Genomic DNA, 17,388 nt, shown 5'->3' on the forward strand with positions numbered 1-17,388 from the left:
GGAGATGGAGAAGAAGGTCAGGATCGGATTTTACGCCCTCACCTCATGCTACGGCTGTCAGCTTCAGTTCGCCATGATGGACGAGATACTCCAGCTCATTCCAAATGCTGAAATCGTCTGCTGGTACATGATCGAGCGCGACAGCCATGAGGAGGCGCCGGTTGACATAGCGTTCATCGAGGGAAGCGTCTCCACTGAGGAGGAAGCCGAGCTGGTCAGGAAGATACGCGAGAATGCGAAGATAGTGGTTGCCGTTGGTGCCTGCGCCACCCAGGGCGGTGTGCAGAGCTGGGAAAAGAACAAGAGCCTTGAAGAGCTGTGGAAGACCGTCTACGGCGATGGGAAAGTCAAGTTCCAGCCGAAGCCGGCAAAGCCCGTCGAGGAGTACATCAAGGTTGACTACAGGCTCTACGGCTGTCCGCCGGAAAAGAGGGACTTCCTCTACGCAATAGGCACCTTCCTCGTGGGTTCATGGCCGGAGGACATCGACTACCCGGTCTGCGTTGAGTGCAGACTAAAAGGAAACTCCTGCATACTTATCGAGAAGGGTGAGCCGTGCCTCGGCCCAATAACGAGAGCCGGCTGCGATGCTCGCTGTCCAGGATTCAACGTCGCCTGTATCGGCTGCCGCGGAGCGATAGGCTACGATGTGGCATGGTTTGACTCACTCGCCAAGACTTTCAGGGAAAAGGGCCTCACCAAGGAAGAGATACTTGAGCGCATGAAGATATTCAACGCCCACAACCCGAAGCTCGAAGAGATGGTTGAGGCGGTCTTCCAGGAGGAGGTGAAAGAATGAAGAACCTCTACCTCCCAATCACTGTTGACCACATAGCGCGTGTTGAAGGGAAGGGCGGTGTGGAGATAGTCGTCGGCGACGACGGGGTTAAGGAAGTCAGGCTCAACATCATAGAGGGACCTAGGTTCTTCGAGGCCATAACCATAGGGAAGAAGCTCGAAGAGGCCCTCGCGGTTTATCCGCGCATATGCTCCTTCTGTTCAGCAGCCCACAAGCTCACAGCCCTTGAGGCCGCCGAGAAGGCCATTGGTTTTACCCCGAGGGATGAAATCCAGGCCTTACGTGAGGTCCTCTACATAGGCGACATGATAGAGAGCCACGCACTTCACCTTTACCTACTCGTCCTGCCGGATTACCTCGGCTATTCAAACCCGCTCAAGATGGTGGACGAGTACAAGAGAGAGCTGGGAATAGCACTGGAACTCAAGAACCTCGGCTCATGGATGATGGACGAGCTTGGAAGCAGGGCGATACACCAGGAGAATGCCGTTCTCGGCGGCTTCGGCAAGCTTCCCGACAAGGCTACGCTGGAGAAGATGAAGAAGAGACTCCAGGAAGCCCTCCCACTTGCAGAGTATACCTTCGAGCTGTTCACCAAGCTGGAGCAGTACGGGGAGGTTGAAGGACCGATAACCCACCTTGCAGTTAAGCCCAGGAACGACGTTTACGGAATATACGGCGACTACCTCAAGGCCAGCGACGGCAACGAGTTCCCGAGCGAGGACTACAAGAAGCACATAAAAGAATTTGTCGTCGAGCACAGCTTCGCCAAGCACAGCCACTACCGGGAAAAGCCCTTCATGACCGGGGCGATATCTCGCGTCGTCAATAACTCGGAAACGCTTTACGGAAAGGCAAAAGAGCTCTACAGGAGCCACAAGGATTTACTCAGGCCGACCAACCCCTTTGCTAACAACCTTGCCCAGGCCCTTGAGCTGGTTTACTTCACCGAGAGGGCAATAGACCTCATAGACGAGGTTCTCGCTAGATGGCCGATAAGACCAAGGGACGAAGTTGAGATAAGAGACGGCGCTGGTGTCAGCGCTACAGAGGCACCGCGCGGAATCCTCGTCTACGCGCTCGAAGTGAAGGACGGAAGGATAGCCTACGCCGATATAATAACGCCGACAGCCTTCAATCTCGCCATGATGGAGGTTCATGTACGCATGATGGCTGAGAAGCACTACAACGACGATCCTGAGAGGCTGAAGCTCCTTGCTGAGATGGTCGTCAGGGCCTACGACCCGTGCATCTCCTGTTCAGTGCACGTGGCGAGGCTTTAGCCATATCTTTTTATTCCCCTCTCAGATTCTTCTTTGGAGGCGTATTCATGGAGACCCTAATCCTCGCCCTCGGGAACGAACTTATGAAGGACGATGGCGTCGGCCTGAAAGTCGGCAGGCTTTTGGCGGAAAAAGGTTACAACGTTCTAGAAGTTGGCACGGACATATTCATGCTCCAGAGCCATTACAGTGGAGAGGAAAGGCTCATAATCATCGACGCCATACTTAGCGAAAAGTTCAAGCCGGGAGAAATAATCCACGTGAGCGGCGATGAAGTTTTCGAGAAGCTGAAGGCTGAAATCAGGAGTGCGCACTTCATGGGGGCAATAGACGGGCTCAAACTCCTCATGGCACTCGATGAAAGGCTTGCCAACGTTGAAATCCACTTCATTGGTATTGTTGCTAAGGAAATCAACCTAGGTATGGAACTGACCGAGGAAGTTATGGAAGCCCTTCCGAAGGCTGTTGAGCTCGTTGAAGAATTAGCCAAAAAATAAGAGTTAAAAATGAACTCAGCCGAAGAGGAGCTCGAGCTCCTTTTTCATTATGCTTCTGTTCATCGCGAGATGGATTATAATCAGGAACATCATTATTATGCCGTACCTGGCTCTGAGCTTGAGAAAATCCAGCTGAGTCATTCCCAAGAAGCTTCCAGTTTTGCTGGCGATTATAGTTCCAATAGTGATGAATATCACCCCAAGGAACATCACGAACAAGAGCAGCGAAAATGCCGCCTTTATTTTGAGCCTCTTCCTTATCTTCGGGTTTTTCTTTGCCTCCTCAAAGGCCTTTGCCATCGGATCCATAGTATCACCCTTCAGAAAAAACGAGACTTTAGTTAAAAATACTTCGTTGAGGGTTTTCCAGAATAAAGAGATCAAAATTAGGAAAATTTGAAAACAAAAGGGAAAATTTTCAGTCACATCCCGCCACTGACGGCAAGTTCAATTATCTTCCGTATCTCCACGAGGAACTCCATTGGTATGTCCTTGAGCATCGGCTCGAGGAAACCCTTGACTATGAGCTGAGTAGCCTTCTCCTCGCTCAAGCCACGGCTCATAAGGTAGAAGAGCTCCTCTTCACGGATTTTGCCTATAGCAGCTTCGTGGCTCAGCTCGGCGTCGTCAACCCTGCTGACCAGGCCCGGATATGTCTCCATCACAGCTTTGTCGCTCATCAGCAAGGCGTCGCAGCTTATGTGCCCCTTGGTTCTTGGCGCTTCGGCCACTATCTTTCCTCTTGTTATGACAGTGCTCTCGTCCATTATGACTGCCTTGCTCGCATTTATTCCAGCGGCTTCCCTCCCCTGGAGGTACATCTCGCCGCCAAGATCAACATACCAGTCCTTTTGACCGAGAATGATCCCATTGAGCTCGACGTAACCATTCTCCTCAACCCAGTACTTGGGGTTCGCTATATTGCTCCTGCCGGTGCCGAGGCCAACGGTTGTGTTGATGAAACGGGCGTTCTTGCCGATTCTGGCCCGTGTCATCGGCCTCGTGTGAACGTACTCAGGCCAGTTCTGGAGGACCGTGAGCTGTACCTTTGCCCTATCGTGTATGTAAGCCTCAGTCATGTCAAGGTGGAGAGAGTGCCTAACCAGAACCGGTGCGGTACAGCCCTCTATAAGATGGAACTCGGTGTTCCTCTCAGCGATGATTATGATGTGCGGCGCCTGAGCGAGGGCGCTCTCCTGGATGAGGAAAAACAGGTGAAGCGGGAATGGAACCTTCAGACCCTCTTTGACGTAGAGGAAAATGCCCCCGTTCCACACTGCTGTATGGTAGGCAGCCATCTTGCTCTCATTAACGCTGAACATCTGGAGGAAGTGCCTCTTTACAACGTCAGGGTACTTCTTCACGGCCTCCTCCATAGGAAGAACAATTAGGCCCTTTTTAGCCCACTCCTGGAGGAACTGGTTGTAGATTATACCCGTGTCCGTCTGAACGGCAAGTCCAGCGATGTACTTCTGCTCGACCTCGCTTATGCCGAGCCTGTCGAGGAGTGCCTTCATTTCCGGTGGGAGGTCATCGAGGCTCTCTATATGTTCTGGAAGGCCTTCTATCTCGGGCTTTGCTATGAACCTCAGCAGTTCATCCTTGCTAATAACCGGGTCATTGTGAGGTGCTTTCTCGAAGGCTTCTAAGCCTTTGTACCTTATGCGCGTCATCCATTCTGGCTCTTTGTTTCGTCTCGCGAGGTTCTCTATCTCCTGCGCTATAATCTCCTTGGCCTCCTGAATGGTTATCTCACTCATCGCAACCACACTCCTCGAAAATCTTCTGGAAGCCCTTCTCCTCGATCTCCCTCACGAACTCTCCTCCGCGCTCAAGGACGATTCTGCCGTCCTTCATCACATGAACCCTGAACCTGCTCGGGTCAAGGTGCTGGAGTATCCTGCCATAGTGGGTTATCAGAAGAATCGCCGTTCCATTCTCGTGAAGCTCCTCTATCTTCCTTGAGATGACACTGAGTGAGTCGACATCAACACCGCTGTCAGGCTCGTCAAGGATGAGGAGCTTCGGCTCAAGAAGAAGTGCCTGGAGAATCTCAAACCTCTTCCTCTCACCACCGGAGAAGCCGACGTTAACGTACCTCATAAGATCCTCCTCTTTAAACCAAAGTCCCTTTGCGGCCTCAACAATTATGTCGTACGCCTCGGCGAGATCAATCCCCTTAACCTCCGCAAGAACCTGCTGGAGGAATTCCATTATCCTGACGCCTTCAACTTCCTCAGGGTGCTGAAAGGCCAGCATTATCCCTCTTTTGGCTCTCTCGTCCGGGGGAAGATCAGTTATGTCCTCACCGTTGAAGATTATCCTTCCTTCAAAGATTTCATACCTCGGATGACCCGCAATAGTCAGCGCCAGCGTTGACTTTCCGGATCCGTTTGGCCCCATGATTACATGAAACTCCCCGTCACCCACAGAAATGTTCACACCTTTAAGAATCTCCTTGCCTCCAACTGCGACCTTGAGGTTCTCTACGTTGAGCACTCTCTCACCTCCACGGTAACCTAGACTCACCATTTTTTAAGCATTCTGGCCAAAGATGTGGAAGGCTATGAAAAGAGTGTTCCGTGTGAGAAAGGTCTGAGAGAAAAAGTGTCTCAAAGGGAAAGGGGCAGGGTCTCCCGGATCCTCCTGAGAAGCTCCCTCTTCTTCTCGCTCTCCTCGAGGGCTATCTCAAGGACTTCGTCGATGGTCTCGACCGGGAATATCTGGATCTTTTCGGCCTTGTCCTTGCTCAGGAAGACGTCCTTCTCGTTGCTCTTGGGGATTATGACCGTCTTTATGCCAGCCTCTATTGCGGCCTCTATCTTTGGTGTTGCACCGCCTATCGGCAACACCTCGCCACGGACACTGAGCGAACCTGTCATGGCCACGTCCTGCCTTATCGGAATCTCCTCAAGGGCTGAGATAACAGCGGTGGCAACGCTTATGCTGGCTGAATCGCCCTCAACGCCCTCGTAGGTCTGGAGGAACTGGACGTGAATATCGTAGCGGCTTATGTCCTCACCTTTGTACCTCTTGATTATCGCCGAGACGTTCTGAACGGCTTCCTTCGCTATCTCGCCGAGCTTTCCTGTAACTATAATCTTTCCTTCTTCTTTGCTCGCAGCTGGGGCGACAACTGCTTCAATCGGAAGGACTATACCGCTCTGCTCGCCTATGACGGCCAGACCATTGACGCGACCTATCTCGCTGCCCTCAGTCTTGATGACTTGGTACTCCTTCTTGCGCTCGATGTACCAGTCAGCAAGCTGCTTCTCGAGGGGTTTGGCCATTTTGACTGCCTCAATGACATCTTCCCTTTCCACGTACTTCTTGCCCTTCTTGACAGCTATGTCACCAGCAGCTCTGACGATACCGCCGAGGTCTCTGAGGCGGAGCGTGAGGTGACCTTTCCTTCCGGCCCTCTTCTGGGCCTCCCTGACTATCTCCTCCACAGCCTCCTTCGTGAAGTGGGGTATTTTTCCGTCGCGCTTGACCTCTTGAGCCACAAACTGAACGAGCTTGCGCCTGTTCTCTATCGTGTCCGGCATGGTGGTGCGCATGTAGACCTCGTAACCGTAACCCCTGATCCTCGAGCGGAGTGCAGGGTGCATCTTGTCCACTGTATCGAGGTTTCCAGCCGCGACAAGGACGAAGTCACACGGAACAGGTTCAGTCCTTACCATCGCACCGCTCGACATCTCACTCTGGCCGGTTATCGGGAACTTCTTCTCCTGCATGGCGGTGAGGAGGCTCTGCTGCATCTTGAGGCTGAGCGTGGCAATCTCGTCTATAAAGAGGACTCCCTTGTGAGCGCGGTGTATCATTCCTGGCTCAACGCGCTCGTGGGCAGGAGTGCCGAGCCCACCGCTCTGGAAGGGATCGTGTCTGACATCACCAAGGAGCGCTCCCGCGTGGGCGCCAGTCGCGTCGATGAAGGGAGCTTTGGTTCTTCCGCAGTTGTCCACAAGAAGCTTGGGAACGAGGACAGTACTCTTAAGGCGCATATTGGAGAGGGCCATTATTGTAAGTATAACAACAAAGAGCCCCATCAGGAGTGTAGTTGCACTGAATTCAATGAAAAGTGCGAGCATAACAGTAAACATGACAAAGAGGAGGATGTAGGATTTTACGCTCTCCTGGCTCTTGGCCTTCTCGCGGTATTTCTCTACAATACGCCTGCCTTGACAGGCAGGGACGGTCTTGATCTTGGGCATGTTCTCGTCTTCGGGATTGGGGAAAACAAGGATATCCTCTAGGGTTTCGGTTGGCAACAGCTCGGCCATGGCCTGACCGAGCATGGACTTACCTGTTCCCGGCTCGCCTATCAGAAGCACGTGCCTCTTCTGGTTGGCGGCAGTTTTGATAACCTCAACCGCGTGTTCTTGGCCGATGACTTGGTCGATAAGCTTCTCGGGAACTTCGATTTCCTCAGTTGTCGTAAACTCAATACCAAGCTCTAAGCTCTCTCCGTACTCCCTGGGGGCCAGGGCTTCCCTCTTAATCTTCTCGTCGTCCCCCATTTTCCTTCCCTCTTTTACTCTCTCAAACTCGAATGCTCAATGCAATTTATAACTTTTTTGAGATGGTCAAGAAAAAGCTAAAATAGGCCTTGACATCCATTAAGAATTGGTGGAAACGATGAAGGTTGAGGATCAGATTATCTTCACTGCCCGTCACGGAAGCTGGAAGGTAGGAGACAGGCTCCGCAACATGGAAGACGAGATGGTGGCCCATTTCCTTGCGAGCATCGCTAATACCGTGAATCCCAAGATACCAGAGTACCTAACGGAGGTCATGAACATCGCCGGGATAATGAGTCTCGCCGAAGAGATAGCCAGAAAAGACCTGAGCGACGCGGTGGTGACCCTTAAATCCCCCGGAACGGCAAGAAAGCTCGGTGCCCTCGTCTTCGAGGAGGACAAGAAACTGAAGAAACACCTCGTTGAGGTCGCGAAGGCGATCCTCGTCAGGGAGGTTCTCGAGAAGAAGGTTACCGTAGATTATCCCGAAGAGCCCCTGAGGGAGGTAAAAATAGTCCTTCCCTACAACGAGGATCACGTCAACTTCACGGCGTTCCATCTCAGTGCCGAGCACGGGAAATGGAGGGTGGTGAAGAGACTGATAATCGACGAAAAGACACCGATGGCCGACGTCGCGAGGCTTCTAGCTAGCATAAACGAGACGATAACTCTAAAGCTTCCCGTTTACGCGGGCATAGACGTGAAAGGTATTGATGCCTGGTTCGCGGAGTTCAAAAAGGTTAAAAAGGCAGACATTCCAGCCGTTGTTGAGAAGTACAAGCACTTCCAGGCGGAGAATTACGCAAGGGAGGGCTTTGAGGAGCACGCCAGGGTTTACGCCCTCAGGAAGGCCCTTGAGAAGATAGGTCTTCCGCTCGACGTTCCGGCCAAGAACCTCGAGAAATACCTAGAGAAGAAATGATGAGGCCGAGGACACCCGAGCGGGGGCGATGAGGAATCTTCGCTTCGCTGATTTCTTAATTTTCGGAGGTGGGAAAATGAAAAAGGTTGTTTTCACGGAAAACGCCCCAAAACCGATAGGGCCTTACAGCCAGGGGATCGTCGCTGAGGCAGGCAGGCTACTCTTTGTCTCCGGCCAGATACCAATAAATCCTGAGACAGGAGAGCTCGTGGAGGGCCCAATAGAGGAACAGGCAAAGCAGGCAATTGAGAACCTGCTAGCAGTAGTGAAAGCCGCCGGCGGAAGCGCTGAGAACGTCATTAAAGTTACAGTATATCTGAGAGACATAAAAGACTACGCCAAGTTCAACGAGGTTTACGAGAAATACTTCTCAGAGTCTAAGCCGGCCAGGGCTGTAGTTGAAGTCTCCAATCTGCCGAAGGGCGTTAAGGTTGAGATAGAGGCAATTGCCGCTCTTTGATACCCCCTTTGATTATTTTCGGTGAGCAAGATGGAAACCGTCAAAATTAGAAGGGAGCTCTTGGGATACCTCCTTGAATTAGCCCGCGAATTCTATCCCAACGAGTTCGCTGGCTTTTTGAGGGAGAAGGATGGCGTTTTTGAAGAGGTTCTTATAGCCCCAGACCCTCATTTTGGGAGGAGCTCGGCTTTCTTCAACACATGGATGCTGCCCTACGACGAGAGCATAAAGGGAACCGTTCACTCGCATCCTGGCCCAAATCCATGGCCATCCCAGGCAGATCTGAACTTTTTCTCCAAGTTTGGGGGTGTCCATCTGATAATTGCCTATCCTTTTACAGAAGACAGCGTGAGGGCCTATAAAAGTGATGGAAGCCGTCTGAAGGTCGAAATCCTTGACTAACTTCATGTGAAAATTCTTAAATAGATGTGTCCCAATCTGCTAATCGGTGTTGCAGCATGAAGGTTAGGGAAGTTCTGAACGAACTAGATGAGAAGCAAAGAAGGACTGTCCTCCAGTGTTCAGAGACCTGTGGCATCCCTGACCTGGACAAGGAGGTTGACCTTCGGGTAGAAGAGGACGTCATGAAGTTCCTCAAGGCACTCTCAAACCCGCTGAGGCTCAGGATACTCAAGATCCTGAAGGACAACTGGCTCTGCGTGTGTCTGATATCGAAGATACTCGACCAAGATCAGACTCTGATCAGCCATCACCTCCGCACACTAAAGGCTCTGGGCCTGATACTTGAGAGAAAAGAAGGCAAGATGCACTTTTACAGAACGAACACAGAGGTTCTCGAGGGATACCTCGTAAAGGTGAGAACTGAACTGGTGTGAGCTATATGAACGACCATCAGCGGAGAGTTGACGACCTTGTTAAAGAATTCGGTGGATACTGGAGTCCCTTCGAGATGCTCGCAGCTTTGATGGAAGAGATTGGAGAACTAGCTGATGAACTATTGAAAATTGAAGGGGTCAAGGGAAAAGGCGACCCGGAAAAGCTGATGGAGGAGCTCGGCGACGTCATGTTTGCCCTCTCGTGTATAGCCAACTATTACGAAGTGGACCTTCTGAGTGCCTTGGAGAAGAGCATAGAGAAGTACAGGGAACGTGACAGGGATCGATGGGGTAACACTGGTGGATAAAATCTCCAGCATACTCACATTTTTTTGTAACATTATGGTTTGAAATATAACCCAGTTTTAAAATGGGATGGGTCATTTATGATAACCTACTGGTTAGAAATCCTCCAAATTGTCGAAACATTTTTATAATTGGGAGCATAATCTCAAACATAATCCCTGGAGGTGGATGTGATGGCAGATAAAATAAACGGAATTGACATAAGGATTTTGAGGCTTCTCGCCAAGAACGCGCGTTTGACCTACAAGGAGCTCGCCGAAATTCTTGGCACGACAAGACAGAGAATCTCCAGGAGAATGGATCGTCTCGAGAGAAATGGTATAATCAAGAAGTATACTATAATTCCTAACTATGATGCTCTTGGATACATTCACGTCATTCTCGGGATAACTGTTAAGCCTTCGATTGACCTTGACGAGGTAATTTCTTCTCTGAAGGATGATGAAAACATCAAGATAATCCAGCGTGCCATTGGTTCGCACAATTTGGTTATCCACATTGTTGGTCCAAAGGACATGAAAGAGCTGGAGAGAATAATCGCCGATGTTTCCAAGAAGATACCAGGCATTGACAAGCTCGATATAACCTTCGTAACAGACACCGTGAAGTTTGAGGTTCTCTGATTTCTTTTACTTCCTTCGTCAATGGACGAAGGAAAGAATAATAAAGCCTCAGTGGGGCATTTTTCCAGGTGACAGAGATGCTCGAGAGACTGGCAGTGGACGTTGCAGTGGTTGCAGGACTTGGCATAGGATCATACAAACTGAAAGCCCTTGATGCTAAGGGTGCTTTGGCAGCTGCAGCTGTCGGTCTGGTCGTTCTGGAGCTTGGTGGTTTTTATCCCTTCTTGGCGATGGTAACCTTCGTGGTTCTTGGAGTCCTTGCAACCAAGTACCGGTTCAGGGAGAAGGCAAAACTCGGCCTTGCTCAGAGCAGAAACGGTGTGAGGGGTTGGGGCAACGTTCTGGGCAATGGCCTTGCTGCAGTAATCTTTCTAGCCTTTGAATACTTCTCCCATATGGACGTTTTCTGGGCAGCGACTTTTGCTTCGATAGCTACAGTTAATGGAGATACCCTTGCGAGCGAGCTTGGAAAGATTTTCGGAAAAAATCCAAGGTTGATAACCACCTTTGAGCCAGCTAGACCCGGTGTTAACGGAGCTATTTCGTGGCCCGGAGAGCTGTTCGCACTTTTGGGTTCTTTCATTATGGCCCTGTTCGCCCTTCCACTCACAGAGCAAAAGATTATAATGCTCCTGGCTGTTACCATTGGCGGATTTATCGGGGTCAACTTAGACAGTCTTATTGGAGCTACCCTTGAAAACGAGGGAATAACAAATAATAACTCGACGAACTTTCTTGCTTCACTCTTTGGCGGCTTCATCGGTGCACTTCTCTTCTACGTCCTCACGTGAAGTTTAAAAGAAAACCCGAGAAAGCCTAACTGGCGGATGATGATTACGGCGGATTCCTGAGCGGTGAGGAAGACCTTAGGGTCTGACGCCGCTGTACAATTAATTGAATTAAAGAAAAATGTAAGAACTTACTCTTTCCCTTCCCTCGTTCTGGCGTATTCTTCGTAGATCTCCCACATGGACACAAGGGCCGCAGGAATGCCGTGTTCAGTTGCGAAGGTCATATACGGTGCTAAGTCAACAACATAATCCGCGAAGCGGAAGAGGCCGCGTGGTATACCCTCACGGGAGCCGACGAAGATAACGACTTCCTTCGCATAGTACATATCCCTGGCGAGCTTATCTTTCACCTCAGCCAGTGTCGGTCCCTTGGGGTCGGTGATTATGAGGAGCCTCTTGTTCCTCCGCTTATCGCGAACGACCTGGTAGAGATCCCATACGCTGACAGGAACTTTCTCGACTTTCCAGGGATAAGCCTCGCGCTGTATCTGGTATCTGCTTTCCTGGCCAATCTTGACGCCCCTAATGAACTCCATTAGTTCAAAAGCGTCCATCTTCTCCTTGGGAGCTATGATGAGCTCCTTAACTTCAAAGGCCTGAGCGGCTCTCCCAATCTTCTCACCGAAAGACCTGCAGGCCTTGTAGTCGCCCCAGTAAGGCATCTGAACTAGGGTAACTTTGCGGAAGAGCTTCCTCGCGTCTATTTTGTTTGGTGTGAACTTTCTGTACTCTTCGCCTGGAAGAACAGATATGTAAGCTCTATCTCCTATTATCTCTACCTGAACGACCTTATCCGGCCAGCTGAGGTTAACGTCAGCGTTTGTCAGCTCTCTGACCTTTGCCCCAAGCTCTCTGTTCACGTCAATGCTCGAGAAGTCGTGCTTCCCTCTACGCTTGGTCTTGACTGCAAAGGTCTCATTTTCATCAATGAGTTTTGCAACATCCTCTGCCACGCTCAAGATGGCGTCAAGCCGAGCGGGAACCTCATGGAGAACTTTTATGGCCCTCTCGACTTCTGGAATTTCAAGAATCTTCTCCTCGGCTTTCTCATCTTCCGCCTCAACTACAACAAGACCCGAGTAGCCCATGGGAGACGCCCAAACTTCCGCATCTGGAAGAATCTCTCGAATGTAGTTAGCGGCAACGCTCTCCATTCCCCTCTGAGTCTTAACGAGAAACTTCACACTCTCACCTCCAGAGAGAGAATGATTGGGCCTTTAAAAGCCTGCCGAGAAGAGAATCTGGAAGGTATAGAGAAGGGGGTTGAGAGGCCTTCAGGCCTCCGGCTCTGCGAGGACCTTTATCTTCCTTATCTCGGCCCTCTTAATCGGGTAGATCTTCCTGGCTTCCTTGGCAATCTCTGTAGCCATCTTGCCGGTGACGGCCTCGAGGATGAAGTCCTTGTAGTTAAGCTCCTCGGCCTTCTTGTAGATGATGTCCCTCATTATCTCCCTGATAGCCCTTTCCTGGCTGGTCTGTATGCGCCTGTAGGCGATGACCATACCCATAACACGGAGCTTGTAGCCGTCCTTGGTAGTGATGTTGAATATGCCATCAACCCTGGTGGTCCTTCTCCTGACAAGGCTCCTTATGTAGCTCCTAGCGAGGGTGTGGCCCTTAAACTTGGTGTAGGCGTTCTGGCCCTTGACGTCGTAGATCTGGAAGTAGAGTTTGACCTGACCCTTGGTGAAGTCGCCGGTGAGGTCCTTGAGGGTGGTCTCAATGACGCGACCGATGACCTTCTCGGGGTCATCAGCGGGGGTGAGGCCTATCTCCTTGTTGCCGAAAAAGTCCGGAGCGTAAACCACGTACCACTCTTTCATCTTCCACTTATCCTTGGTAGCAGCAGCCCTCTTCCTTGGGTTACCCTTTGCCATCTTAACACCTCCAACCTTTCACGTGACATCTTCGGCGATTTTGATTGAAAACACCAAATCGTCCAGCGCTTTGATGAGTGTTTCAATCTCACCTGAGTATTTAACCTTTGTTATGACGTCCCCATCTTCCCATCGGGTTACCACATTTAAACTTTTCTTTAGGCCTTCAGGAAGGCTAGCGTTGTCCACTTCCAGAGCCCGAGCTATAGCTTTCGCTCTCTCCTCGCTCCCGTAGTGCCAGATGATTTTCGCCGTTGCTTCAATCCGCAACGTTCCTGCCCCCCTTGAGCTGTCTTCCAAGAACCTCGTTGAAATACCTGATGAACTCGTTTATTCTGTCCTTCGGAAAGCGTATGCCAGCAGCTATAGCGTGGCCTCCACCTTCACCGCCGAGCTTCTCTGCCACTTCCTTCAGAGCTTCTCCAAGGTGGTAGCCCTTCGCTAGGGCCTTCTCCGTAGTCCTTGCTGAGCCCTTCACGAGGTTTGGATCCTCGTCGCTGTCAGCCAGAACGACCACGGGCTTCTCCGGGTCAACTAGGCCCGCGTTTATCGCTATGTTAGCCGCTATGCCCACCAGAGTGTCACGGATGTTCCTGCCAGCATAGAAAACGTAGGCGTGCTCTCCTTCGTCGGCCATACTCCAGTTCTGGATGAGGAACTTTCTGGCCTCGATCTGCTCCCTCTTGTAGTCGTCGAGCATCTTTCTAGCTCTCTTGTAGGCCTCCTCGTCGCCGAGGCAGATTGCAACACCTAGCGTTCCAGCGTTCAGCCTTCCAGTGGCATTGAGGAGTGTGGCGAACTCCCTCGCTTCGTGCCTGGGGTCGCCCTCCGGGTAGAGGGGACTTATGACCACATCACCGATGAGCCTGTCTATAGCCTCCTTCGGGGCACCGTGCTTTATCAGGTGAATGACAAGGGCATCGTGGAGCCGCCTTTTTTCTTCCTCACGGAGCTGCCAGTACTTCATGTCAGGATCGAAGCCCTTAGCCCTGAGGAACTCGATGGCCTTCCTCTCGTCACCAGTTATCTCGGGTATTTCTGGATTTGTTGCGTAAGCCAGCATTTGAGCGAGAGTTCTGCTTTCCCTGCCGAAGAGGCGGAGCTCCTTCCTGACCTCCAGAATGCCGAGCCTTTTCCCGTCCTCAATGATGTCGAGATTCATGCCGTGGAAGGTGCCATCTATCTCCTGCATGTCGCCGACTGCTCCAACGATGGTGATGTAGGCCAAATCCCTGTTTTTCTCGTTCATCTCTCTAGCAACGAAGTAGGCAACGCCCGAGCCGCTCAGATCGCGAACGCTGTTGGCTCCAAATGGCACTGGATTGACAAGCAGGTGGGAATCTGTGGAAAACTCGTCCTTCTCCGGGGGGTGGTGGTCGGCAACGACAACGGTCGCTCCCTCGAGGTACTTCTCGATGAGTTCGATTGAGCCGCTCCCGAGGTCGCTGAAGACGTATATCTTGTGCTTCTCCGCGGCAAGTTCCTGGATAAGCTCTTCGCTGAGCTGCTTGACAATGCTGAGCTGAAAGCTACCTCCCTCACGTAATATCGCCTTCGCCAGAATCGTCCCGGCAGTTATTCCGTCCGCATCGCGGTGGGAGATTATCCTTACAGTGTGCCCTAGCTCGATGTGCATCTTGATTAGCTCTGCTCCTTCACGGGCCTTCTCCAAGAAAGCGCCCTTGTCCATTTTACCACCTTATAAGAAGGAAAGGGGAATCAGCGAACCAGGAGCTTGGCCTGCTCTGGGTCGTAGCGCCACTTCGCTGGCAGCTTGCCGGTTCTCCTGTAGTACTTGACAAGCCTCCTGATTTTGCTCTCGGTGAGCTGGAGACCGCGCCTTGAGTGCTTGTCCTTCGGGTGCATCTCGAGGTGCTTCCTGAGCTTGACGGCCTTCCTGATAAGGGCCATGAGATCCTCCGGAATCTCAGGGGCGAGGCCGTTCTCCTCGAGTATCTTGGTTATCTTCTTGCCGGTGATGAGCTTGACGCTCGGAATGCCGTACTGGTCCCTGAGGATGGTTCCTATCATGGCAGCGCTGTAGCCTTCCTTCCTGAGCTTAATAACGAGTCCCTCGACCTCCTCCGCCGTATACTCGACCCAGGTCGGCGGAGCGGTCCTCGGTGGCCTCTTAGAACCAGACTTACCCCTCTTTCTCGCGTGTATCCTTGCCATATCATACACCTCCCGGTGACGGCCAGCTCCCGCCAGCCGCCCCTTCGCATCAGCCTAAAAGAAGGAGTTTAAAAAGTTTGCCATCAGTGACAGCTGACAGCTCCGCCTTCTTTTCCAGTCCAGCTACAACTGTCCACAAGGTTTCCGCTCGCATCGTAAAGGTACGCAGTGTCCCCGTTGTTGTTCCAGACAGCCCGCTTTTCGCCCCAGTAAAGGTCCGTGTCAGTGTCTGTACCCGAGCCAGTATGTACAGTTACTGTTTTTCCCGCTTTCAGAATAAATCCACTCGGGAAAATGTATGTATGCTCTTTTTCATCCACCAGCTTCCATCCACTCAGTTCTTCGTCTTTGCACCCCAAGTTAGCTATAACAACGTACTCGTCGTTTAGATTCCAATGGTCTATACCTCCTGCATCATAGTGAACATAGTATATCACGATTTCAGACGTTCCGTTGCACGACTGATTTGTTAGTCCTCGCGCTATCTCGTCTGATATGTCATCAATCACAGCCGCATAATCAGAAGTCATTGTAGCCAACTGATGGCCTACAAACAGTACTATTACCAGTGCCGCAGCAATAAGAAACAAATACTCGATACTAGAAACTCCTCGTTTCATATTCATCCCCACGAAATTTATGTGGCAAACGTAAATAAAAGTTTCGTAGGATGTCCATAAGTACTTTAGAGAGTTTAGAAAAAATAGTCCTAGCTGTCAACAACAGTGAATGAGCTCTGAAAGCTTGGAATTCACTCCATGATACGCTTAATATTTCAAATCAAGCGTTGCAAAATTTGCAACTGGAACTGGTCCACAATCCAAAAACAGGCCAACTTGAGAAGTTGCTCGAAGTTTAGTACAAGAGACATAGGCAAGAAGATACAACCCAAAACAGTATGGTAGCGGGGGGAGGATTTGAACCTCCGACCTCCGGGTTATGAGCCCGGCGGGCACTCCTAGCTGCCCCACCCCGCTGCTCGACCCGTTAGTTAGTCATATGTTGTAGGTTTATAAATCTTACGGATAACTGTTGCCCCTTATGGGCCAGAGTAAAAAGAAAGGAAAGCACATGGCAGGATTACCCAACAGGCGTGATGTAAACCACCATATGGGCATCCTGGCCAGTGTACTCAAACTTCACTGGAACACCCTGGGAGTTTACAAATACTCTCCACTCCCTACCCTCGCTGGCCGTGAAGCGGTATTCGAAGAGTTTCTCTTTGATTCCAAGCCCCATCAGTATCCTATCCGTCAGAGAGAACGAACTCTCAAGTACCTGGAAGTTCCGAGAGTTGAGGGCAACATCGCGCAACATCAAGGTGGGCAAGTTTTCTTTGAGCATTTCCACGGCTTGATCTTGGCTGATGCCGTAGTGGTTCTTCCAGAACCAGGCTATGTCCATGCTCGTCCCGTTGGTGAGGGTCACGGTTCCGGAGACCCATCCAGTGTTAAGGTCAAAAACTGCCTCTGCCTTCATGACTAACGAGCCATTTATATAGAACTCCTCGTACTCCCTTACAGTACCTTTTGTAAGGTTCACAGTGCCCGTTGTCACCATCCGACCAGTGTACATGAAGTCCCTCTGGATACTCTTTGAGTTTCCATCACTGACCACGTAGACCCGATACTGTTTGAACTCAACCTCGCGAGTAAACCTGTACATTCTCATATTCTCTAAAGCGGCCGCGAGTGTCTTTTGTGTGGGCGGCTGTGAAAGAGCGTAGGCCATACTGAATACTCCGCCAAGAATCACCAGCACGACAAGAGGAATGAGATATTTTTTCATTCGTATCCCTCCTCAAAACGTTCCTCCACCAATGAGCTTATAATGCCACTGCATGGTGAGTGTGGAACGCGGACCCCCATCAGCGTCGTCAAGGAACGGATAGTAGAAGCTTCCAGTAAAGCTTGCCTGAGAATATACCCTGTACAGGGAAAATCCAGCAGTGTTGGTGAGCTTCACTGAGGCGTAATCAAGGGCATAGACTCCAATGACAATTATTGCGATGGTAGAATAGCCAGAACCCTCGTACCAGGAGGTTGAGTAGGAATTCACTTCTCCCTGCATTCTGAAAGTATAATAGGAAGGCCACAGACCAACTCTCTCGGTGTCATAGAACGTTGGGCCGCTGTCAGATAACACGACGTCATACGTTGATCCCCAAAACGCCGTCACTTGTCCTGCGGTCATGCTGCTAAATATCAAAAACAACAACACGGCCATTTTTTTAGCCCTATCTTCCATCATCAACACCCCCTAGAGGTGGGCGTTAGTATTATTATCAAACATCATAATA

Annotated in this window: 22 protein-coding genes and 1 tRNA gene; 10 read left to right on the plus strand and 13 right to left on the minus strand. The window is 50.9% G+C overall.

Annotated elements, in window-relative coordinates; all coding sequences use genetic code 11:
- Window positions 1-4 precede the first annotated feature (4 nt).
- From hydD to E3E32_RS03350, 3 genes are read left to right on the plus strand one after another with little or no spacing between them, the layout of a single operon-like run.
- On the plus strand, window positions 5-799 hold the full coding sequence (gene hydD / locus E3E32_RS03340; protein ID WP_167730944.1) for an NADPH-dependent hydrogenase/sulfhydrogenase 1 subunit delta: 795 nt from the start codon (window positions 5-7) through the stop codon (window positions 797-799).
- Window positions 796-2,082, plus strand: coding sequence for an NADPH-dependent hydrogenase/sulfhydrogenase 1 subunit alpha (gene hydA / locus E3E32_RS03345; protein WP_167730161.1), 1,287 nt, complete (start codon window positions 796-798; stop codon window positions 2,080-2,082). Before hydD ends, hydA begins: the two co-directional genes overlap by 4 nt.
- Window positions 2,083-2,129: 47 nt before the next feature.
- Complete coding sequence (locus tag E3E32_RS03350; RefSeq protein WP_167730163.1) at window positions 2,130-2,579, plus strand: hydrogenase maturation protease; 450 nt, start codon at window positions 2,130-2,132, stop codon at window positions 2,577-2,579.
- Between the two features lie 15 nt (window positions 2,580-2,594).
- Here the strand turns inward: E3E32_RS03350 and E3E32_RS03355 are convergent, their stop codons facing one another.
- The 4 genes from E3E32_RS03355 to lonB all read right to left on the minus strand — a co-directional run bounded on the left by E3E32_RS03355 (window position 2,595) and on the right by lonB (window position 7,099).
- On the minus strand, window positions 2,595-2,888 hold the full coding sequence (locus tag E3E32_RS03355) for a hypothetical protein (RefSeq protein WP_167730164.1): 294 nt from the start codon (window positions 2,886-2,888) through the stop codon (window positions 2,595-2,597).
- A gap of 113 nt (window positions 2,889-3,001) precedes the next feature.
- Window positions 3,002-4,339, minus strand: coding sequence for a SufD family Fe-S cluster assembly protein (locus tag E3E32_RS03360; RefSeq protein WP_167730166.1), 1,338 nt, complete (start codon window positions 4,337-4,339; stop codon window positions 3,002-3,004).
- A complete protein-coding gene (gene sufC / locus E3E32_RS03365; RefSeq protein WP_167730168.1) occupies window positions 4,332-5,078 on the minus strand; it encodes a Fe-S cluster assembly ATPase SufC in 747 nt (248 codons plus the stop codon). The genes E3E32_RS03360 and sufC overlap by 8 nt, the downstream gene beginning before the upstream one ends.
- Window positions 5,079-5,191: 113 nt before the next feature.
- Window positions 5,192-7,099: an ATP-dependent protease LonB gene (gene lonB, locus E3E32_RS03370; RefSeq protein WP_167730170.1), complete on the minus strand. Its 1,908-nt coding sequence runs from the start codon at window positions 7,097-7,099 to the stop codon at window positions 5,192-5,194.
- A gap of 118 nt (window positions 7,100-7,217) precedes the next feature.
- Here lonB and E3E32_RS03375 point away from each other — a divergent pair, with 118 nt between their 5' ends.
- The 7 genes from E3E32_RS03375 to E3E32_RS03405 all read left to right on the plus strand — a co-directional run bounded on the left by E3E32_RS03375 (window position 7,218) and on the right by E3E32_RS03405 (window position 11,037).
- Window positions 7,218-8,021 carry a DUF2666 family protein gene (locus E3E32_RS03375; RefSeq protein WP_167730945.1) on the plus strand — a complete coding sequence of 268 codons (804 nt, stop codon included), beginning with the start codon at window positions 7,218-7,220 and terminating at the stop codon, window positions 8,019-8,021.
- A gap of 76 nt (window positions 8,022-8,097) precedes the next feature.
- Window positions 8,098-8,481 (plus strand): RidA family protein, encoded by a 384-nt coding sequence (locus E3E32_RS03380; protein ID WP_167730172.1) that lies wholly within the window; start codon window positions 8,098-8,100, stop codon window positions 8,479-8,481.
- A gap of 30 nt (window positions 8,482-8,511) precedes the next feature.
- Window positions 8,512-8,883, plus strand: a complete 372-nt coding sequence (locus E3E32_RS03385; RefSeq protein ID WP_167730174.1) for a Mov34/MPN/PAD-1 family protein — start codon at window positions 8,512-8,514, stop codon at window positions 8,881-8,883.
- Window positions 8,884-8,939: 56 nt separating this feature from the next.
- On the plus strand, window positions 8,940-9,317 hold the full coding sequence (locus tag E3E32_RS03390; protein WP_167730176.1) for a helix-turn-helix transcriptional regulator: 378 nt from the start codon (window positions 8,940-8,942) through the stop codon (window positions 9,315-9,317).
- Between the two features lie 5 nt (window positions 9,318-9,322).
- Window positions 9,323-9,625, plus strand: coding sequence for a MazG nucleotide pyrophosphohydrolase domain-containing protein (locus E3E32_RS03395; RefSeq protein ID WP_167730177.1), 303 nt, complete (start codon window positions 9,323-9,325; stop codon window positions 9,623-9,625).
- Between the two features lie 171 nt (window positions 9,626-9,796).
- Window positions 9,797-10,246, plus strand: a complete 450-nt coding sequence (locus tag E3E32_RS03400) for an Lrp/AsnC family transcriptional regulator (protein ID WP_167730179.1) — start codon at window positions 9,797-9,799, stop codon at window positions 10,244-10,246.
- A 77-nt stretch (window positions 10,247-10,323) separates the two neighbouring features.
- On the plus strand, window positions 10,324-11,037 hold the full coding sequence (locus E3E32_RS03405; protein WP_167730182.1) for a DUF92 domain-containing protein: 714 nt from the start codon (window positions 10,324-10,326) through the stop codon (window positions 11,035-11,037).
- Between the two features lie 128 nt (window positions 11,038-11,165).
- Here E3E32_RS03405 and E3E32_RS03410 read toward each other — a convergent pair whose 3' ends face one another.
- From E3E32_RS03410 to E3E32_RS03450, 9 genes are all read right to left on the minus strand, one after another.
- Window positions 11,166-12,221, minus strand: coding sequence for an SPOUT family RNA methylase (locus E3E32_RS03410; RefSeq protein ID WP_167730184.1), 1,056 nt, complete (start codon window positions 12,219-12,221; stop codon window positions 11,166-11,168).
- Window positions 12,222-12,311: 90 nt separating this feature from the next.
- Window positions 12,312-12,914: a 30S ribosomal protein S3ae gene (locus E3E32_RS03415; RefSeq protein ID WP_167730186.1), complete on the minus strand. Its 603-nt coding sequence runs from the start codon at window positions 12,912-12,914 to the stop codon at window positions 12,312-12,314.
- 18 nt (window positions 12,915-12,932) lie between these two features.
- Entirely contained in the window at window positions 12,933-13,184 is a 252-nt protein-coding gene (locus tag E3E32_RS03420; RefSeq protein WP_167730188.1) for a KEOPS complex subunit Pcc1, read from the minus strand.
- On the minus strand, window positions 13,174-14,604 hold the full coding sequence (locus E3E32_RS03425) for a DHHA1 domain-containing protein (protein WP_167730189.1): 1,431 nt from the start codon (window positions 14,602-14,604) through the stop codon (window positions 13,174-13,176). The genes E3E32_RS03420 and E3E32_RS03425 overlap by 11 nt, the downstream gene beginning before the upstream one ends.
- Window positions 14,605-14,633: 29 nt before the next feature.
- Window positions 14,634-15,089, minus strand: coding sequence for a 30S ribosomal protein S15 (locus E3E32_RS03430; RefSeq protein WP_055428677.1), 456 nt, complete (start codon window positions 15,087-15,089; stop codon window positions 14,634-14,636).
- 83 nt (window positions 15,090-15,172) lie between these two features.
- On the minus strand, window positions 15,173-15,715 hold the full coding sequence (locus E3E32_RS03435; protein ID WP_240910587.1) for a lamin tail domain-containing protein: 543 nt from the start codon (window positions 15,713-15,715) through the stop codon (window positions 15,173-15,175).
- Between the two features lie 273 nt (window positions 15,716-15,988).
- Window positions 15,989-16,066 (minus strand) — tRNA-Met (locus E3E32_RS03440).
- 103 nt (window positions 16,067-16,169) lie between these two features.
- Entirely contained in the window at window positions 16,170-16,877 is a 708-nt protein-coding gene (locus E3E32_RS03445; protein ID WP_167730192.1) for a hypothetical protein, read from the minus strand.
- A 12-nt stretch (window positions 16,878-16,889) separates the two neighbouring features.
- A complete protein-coding gene (locus E3E32_RS03450) occupies window positions 16,890-17,342 on the minus strand; it encodes a hypothetical protein (protein WP_167730194.1) in 453 nt (150 codons plus the stop codon).
- Between the last annotated feature and the right edge of the window lie 46 nt (window positions 17,343-17,388).

It is taken from the genome of Thermococcus sp. GR6 (genome assembly GCF_012027415.1).
GTDB lineage: Archaea > Methanobacteriota_B > Thermococci > Thermococcales > Thermococcaceae > Thermococcus > Thermococcus onnurineus.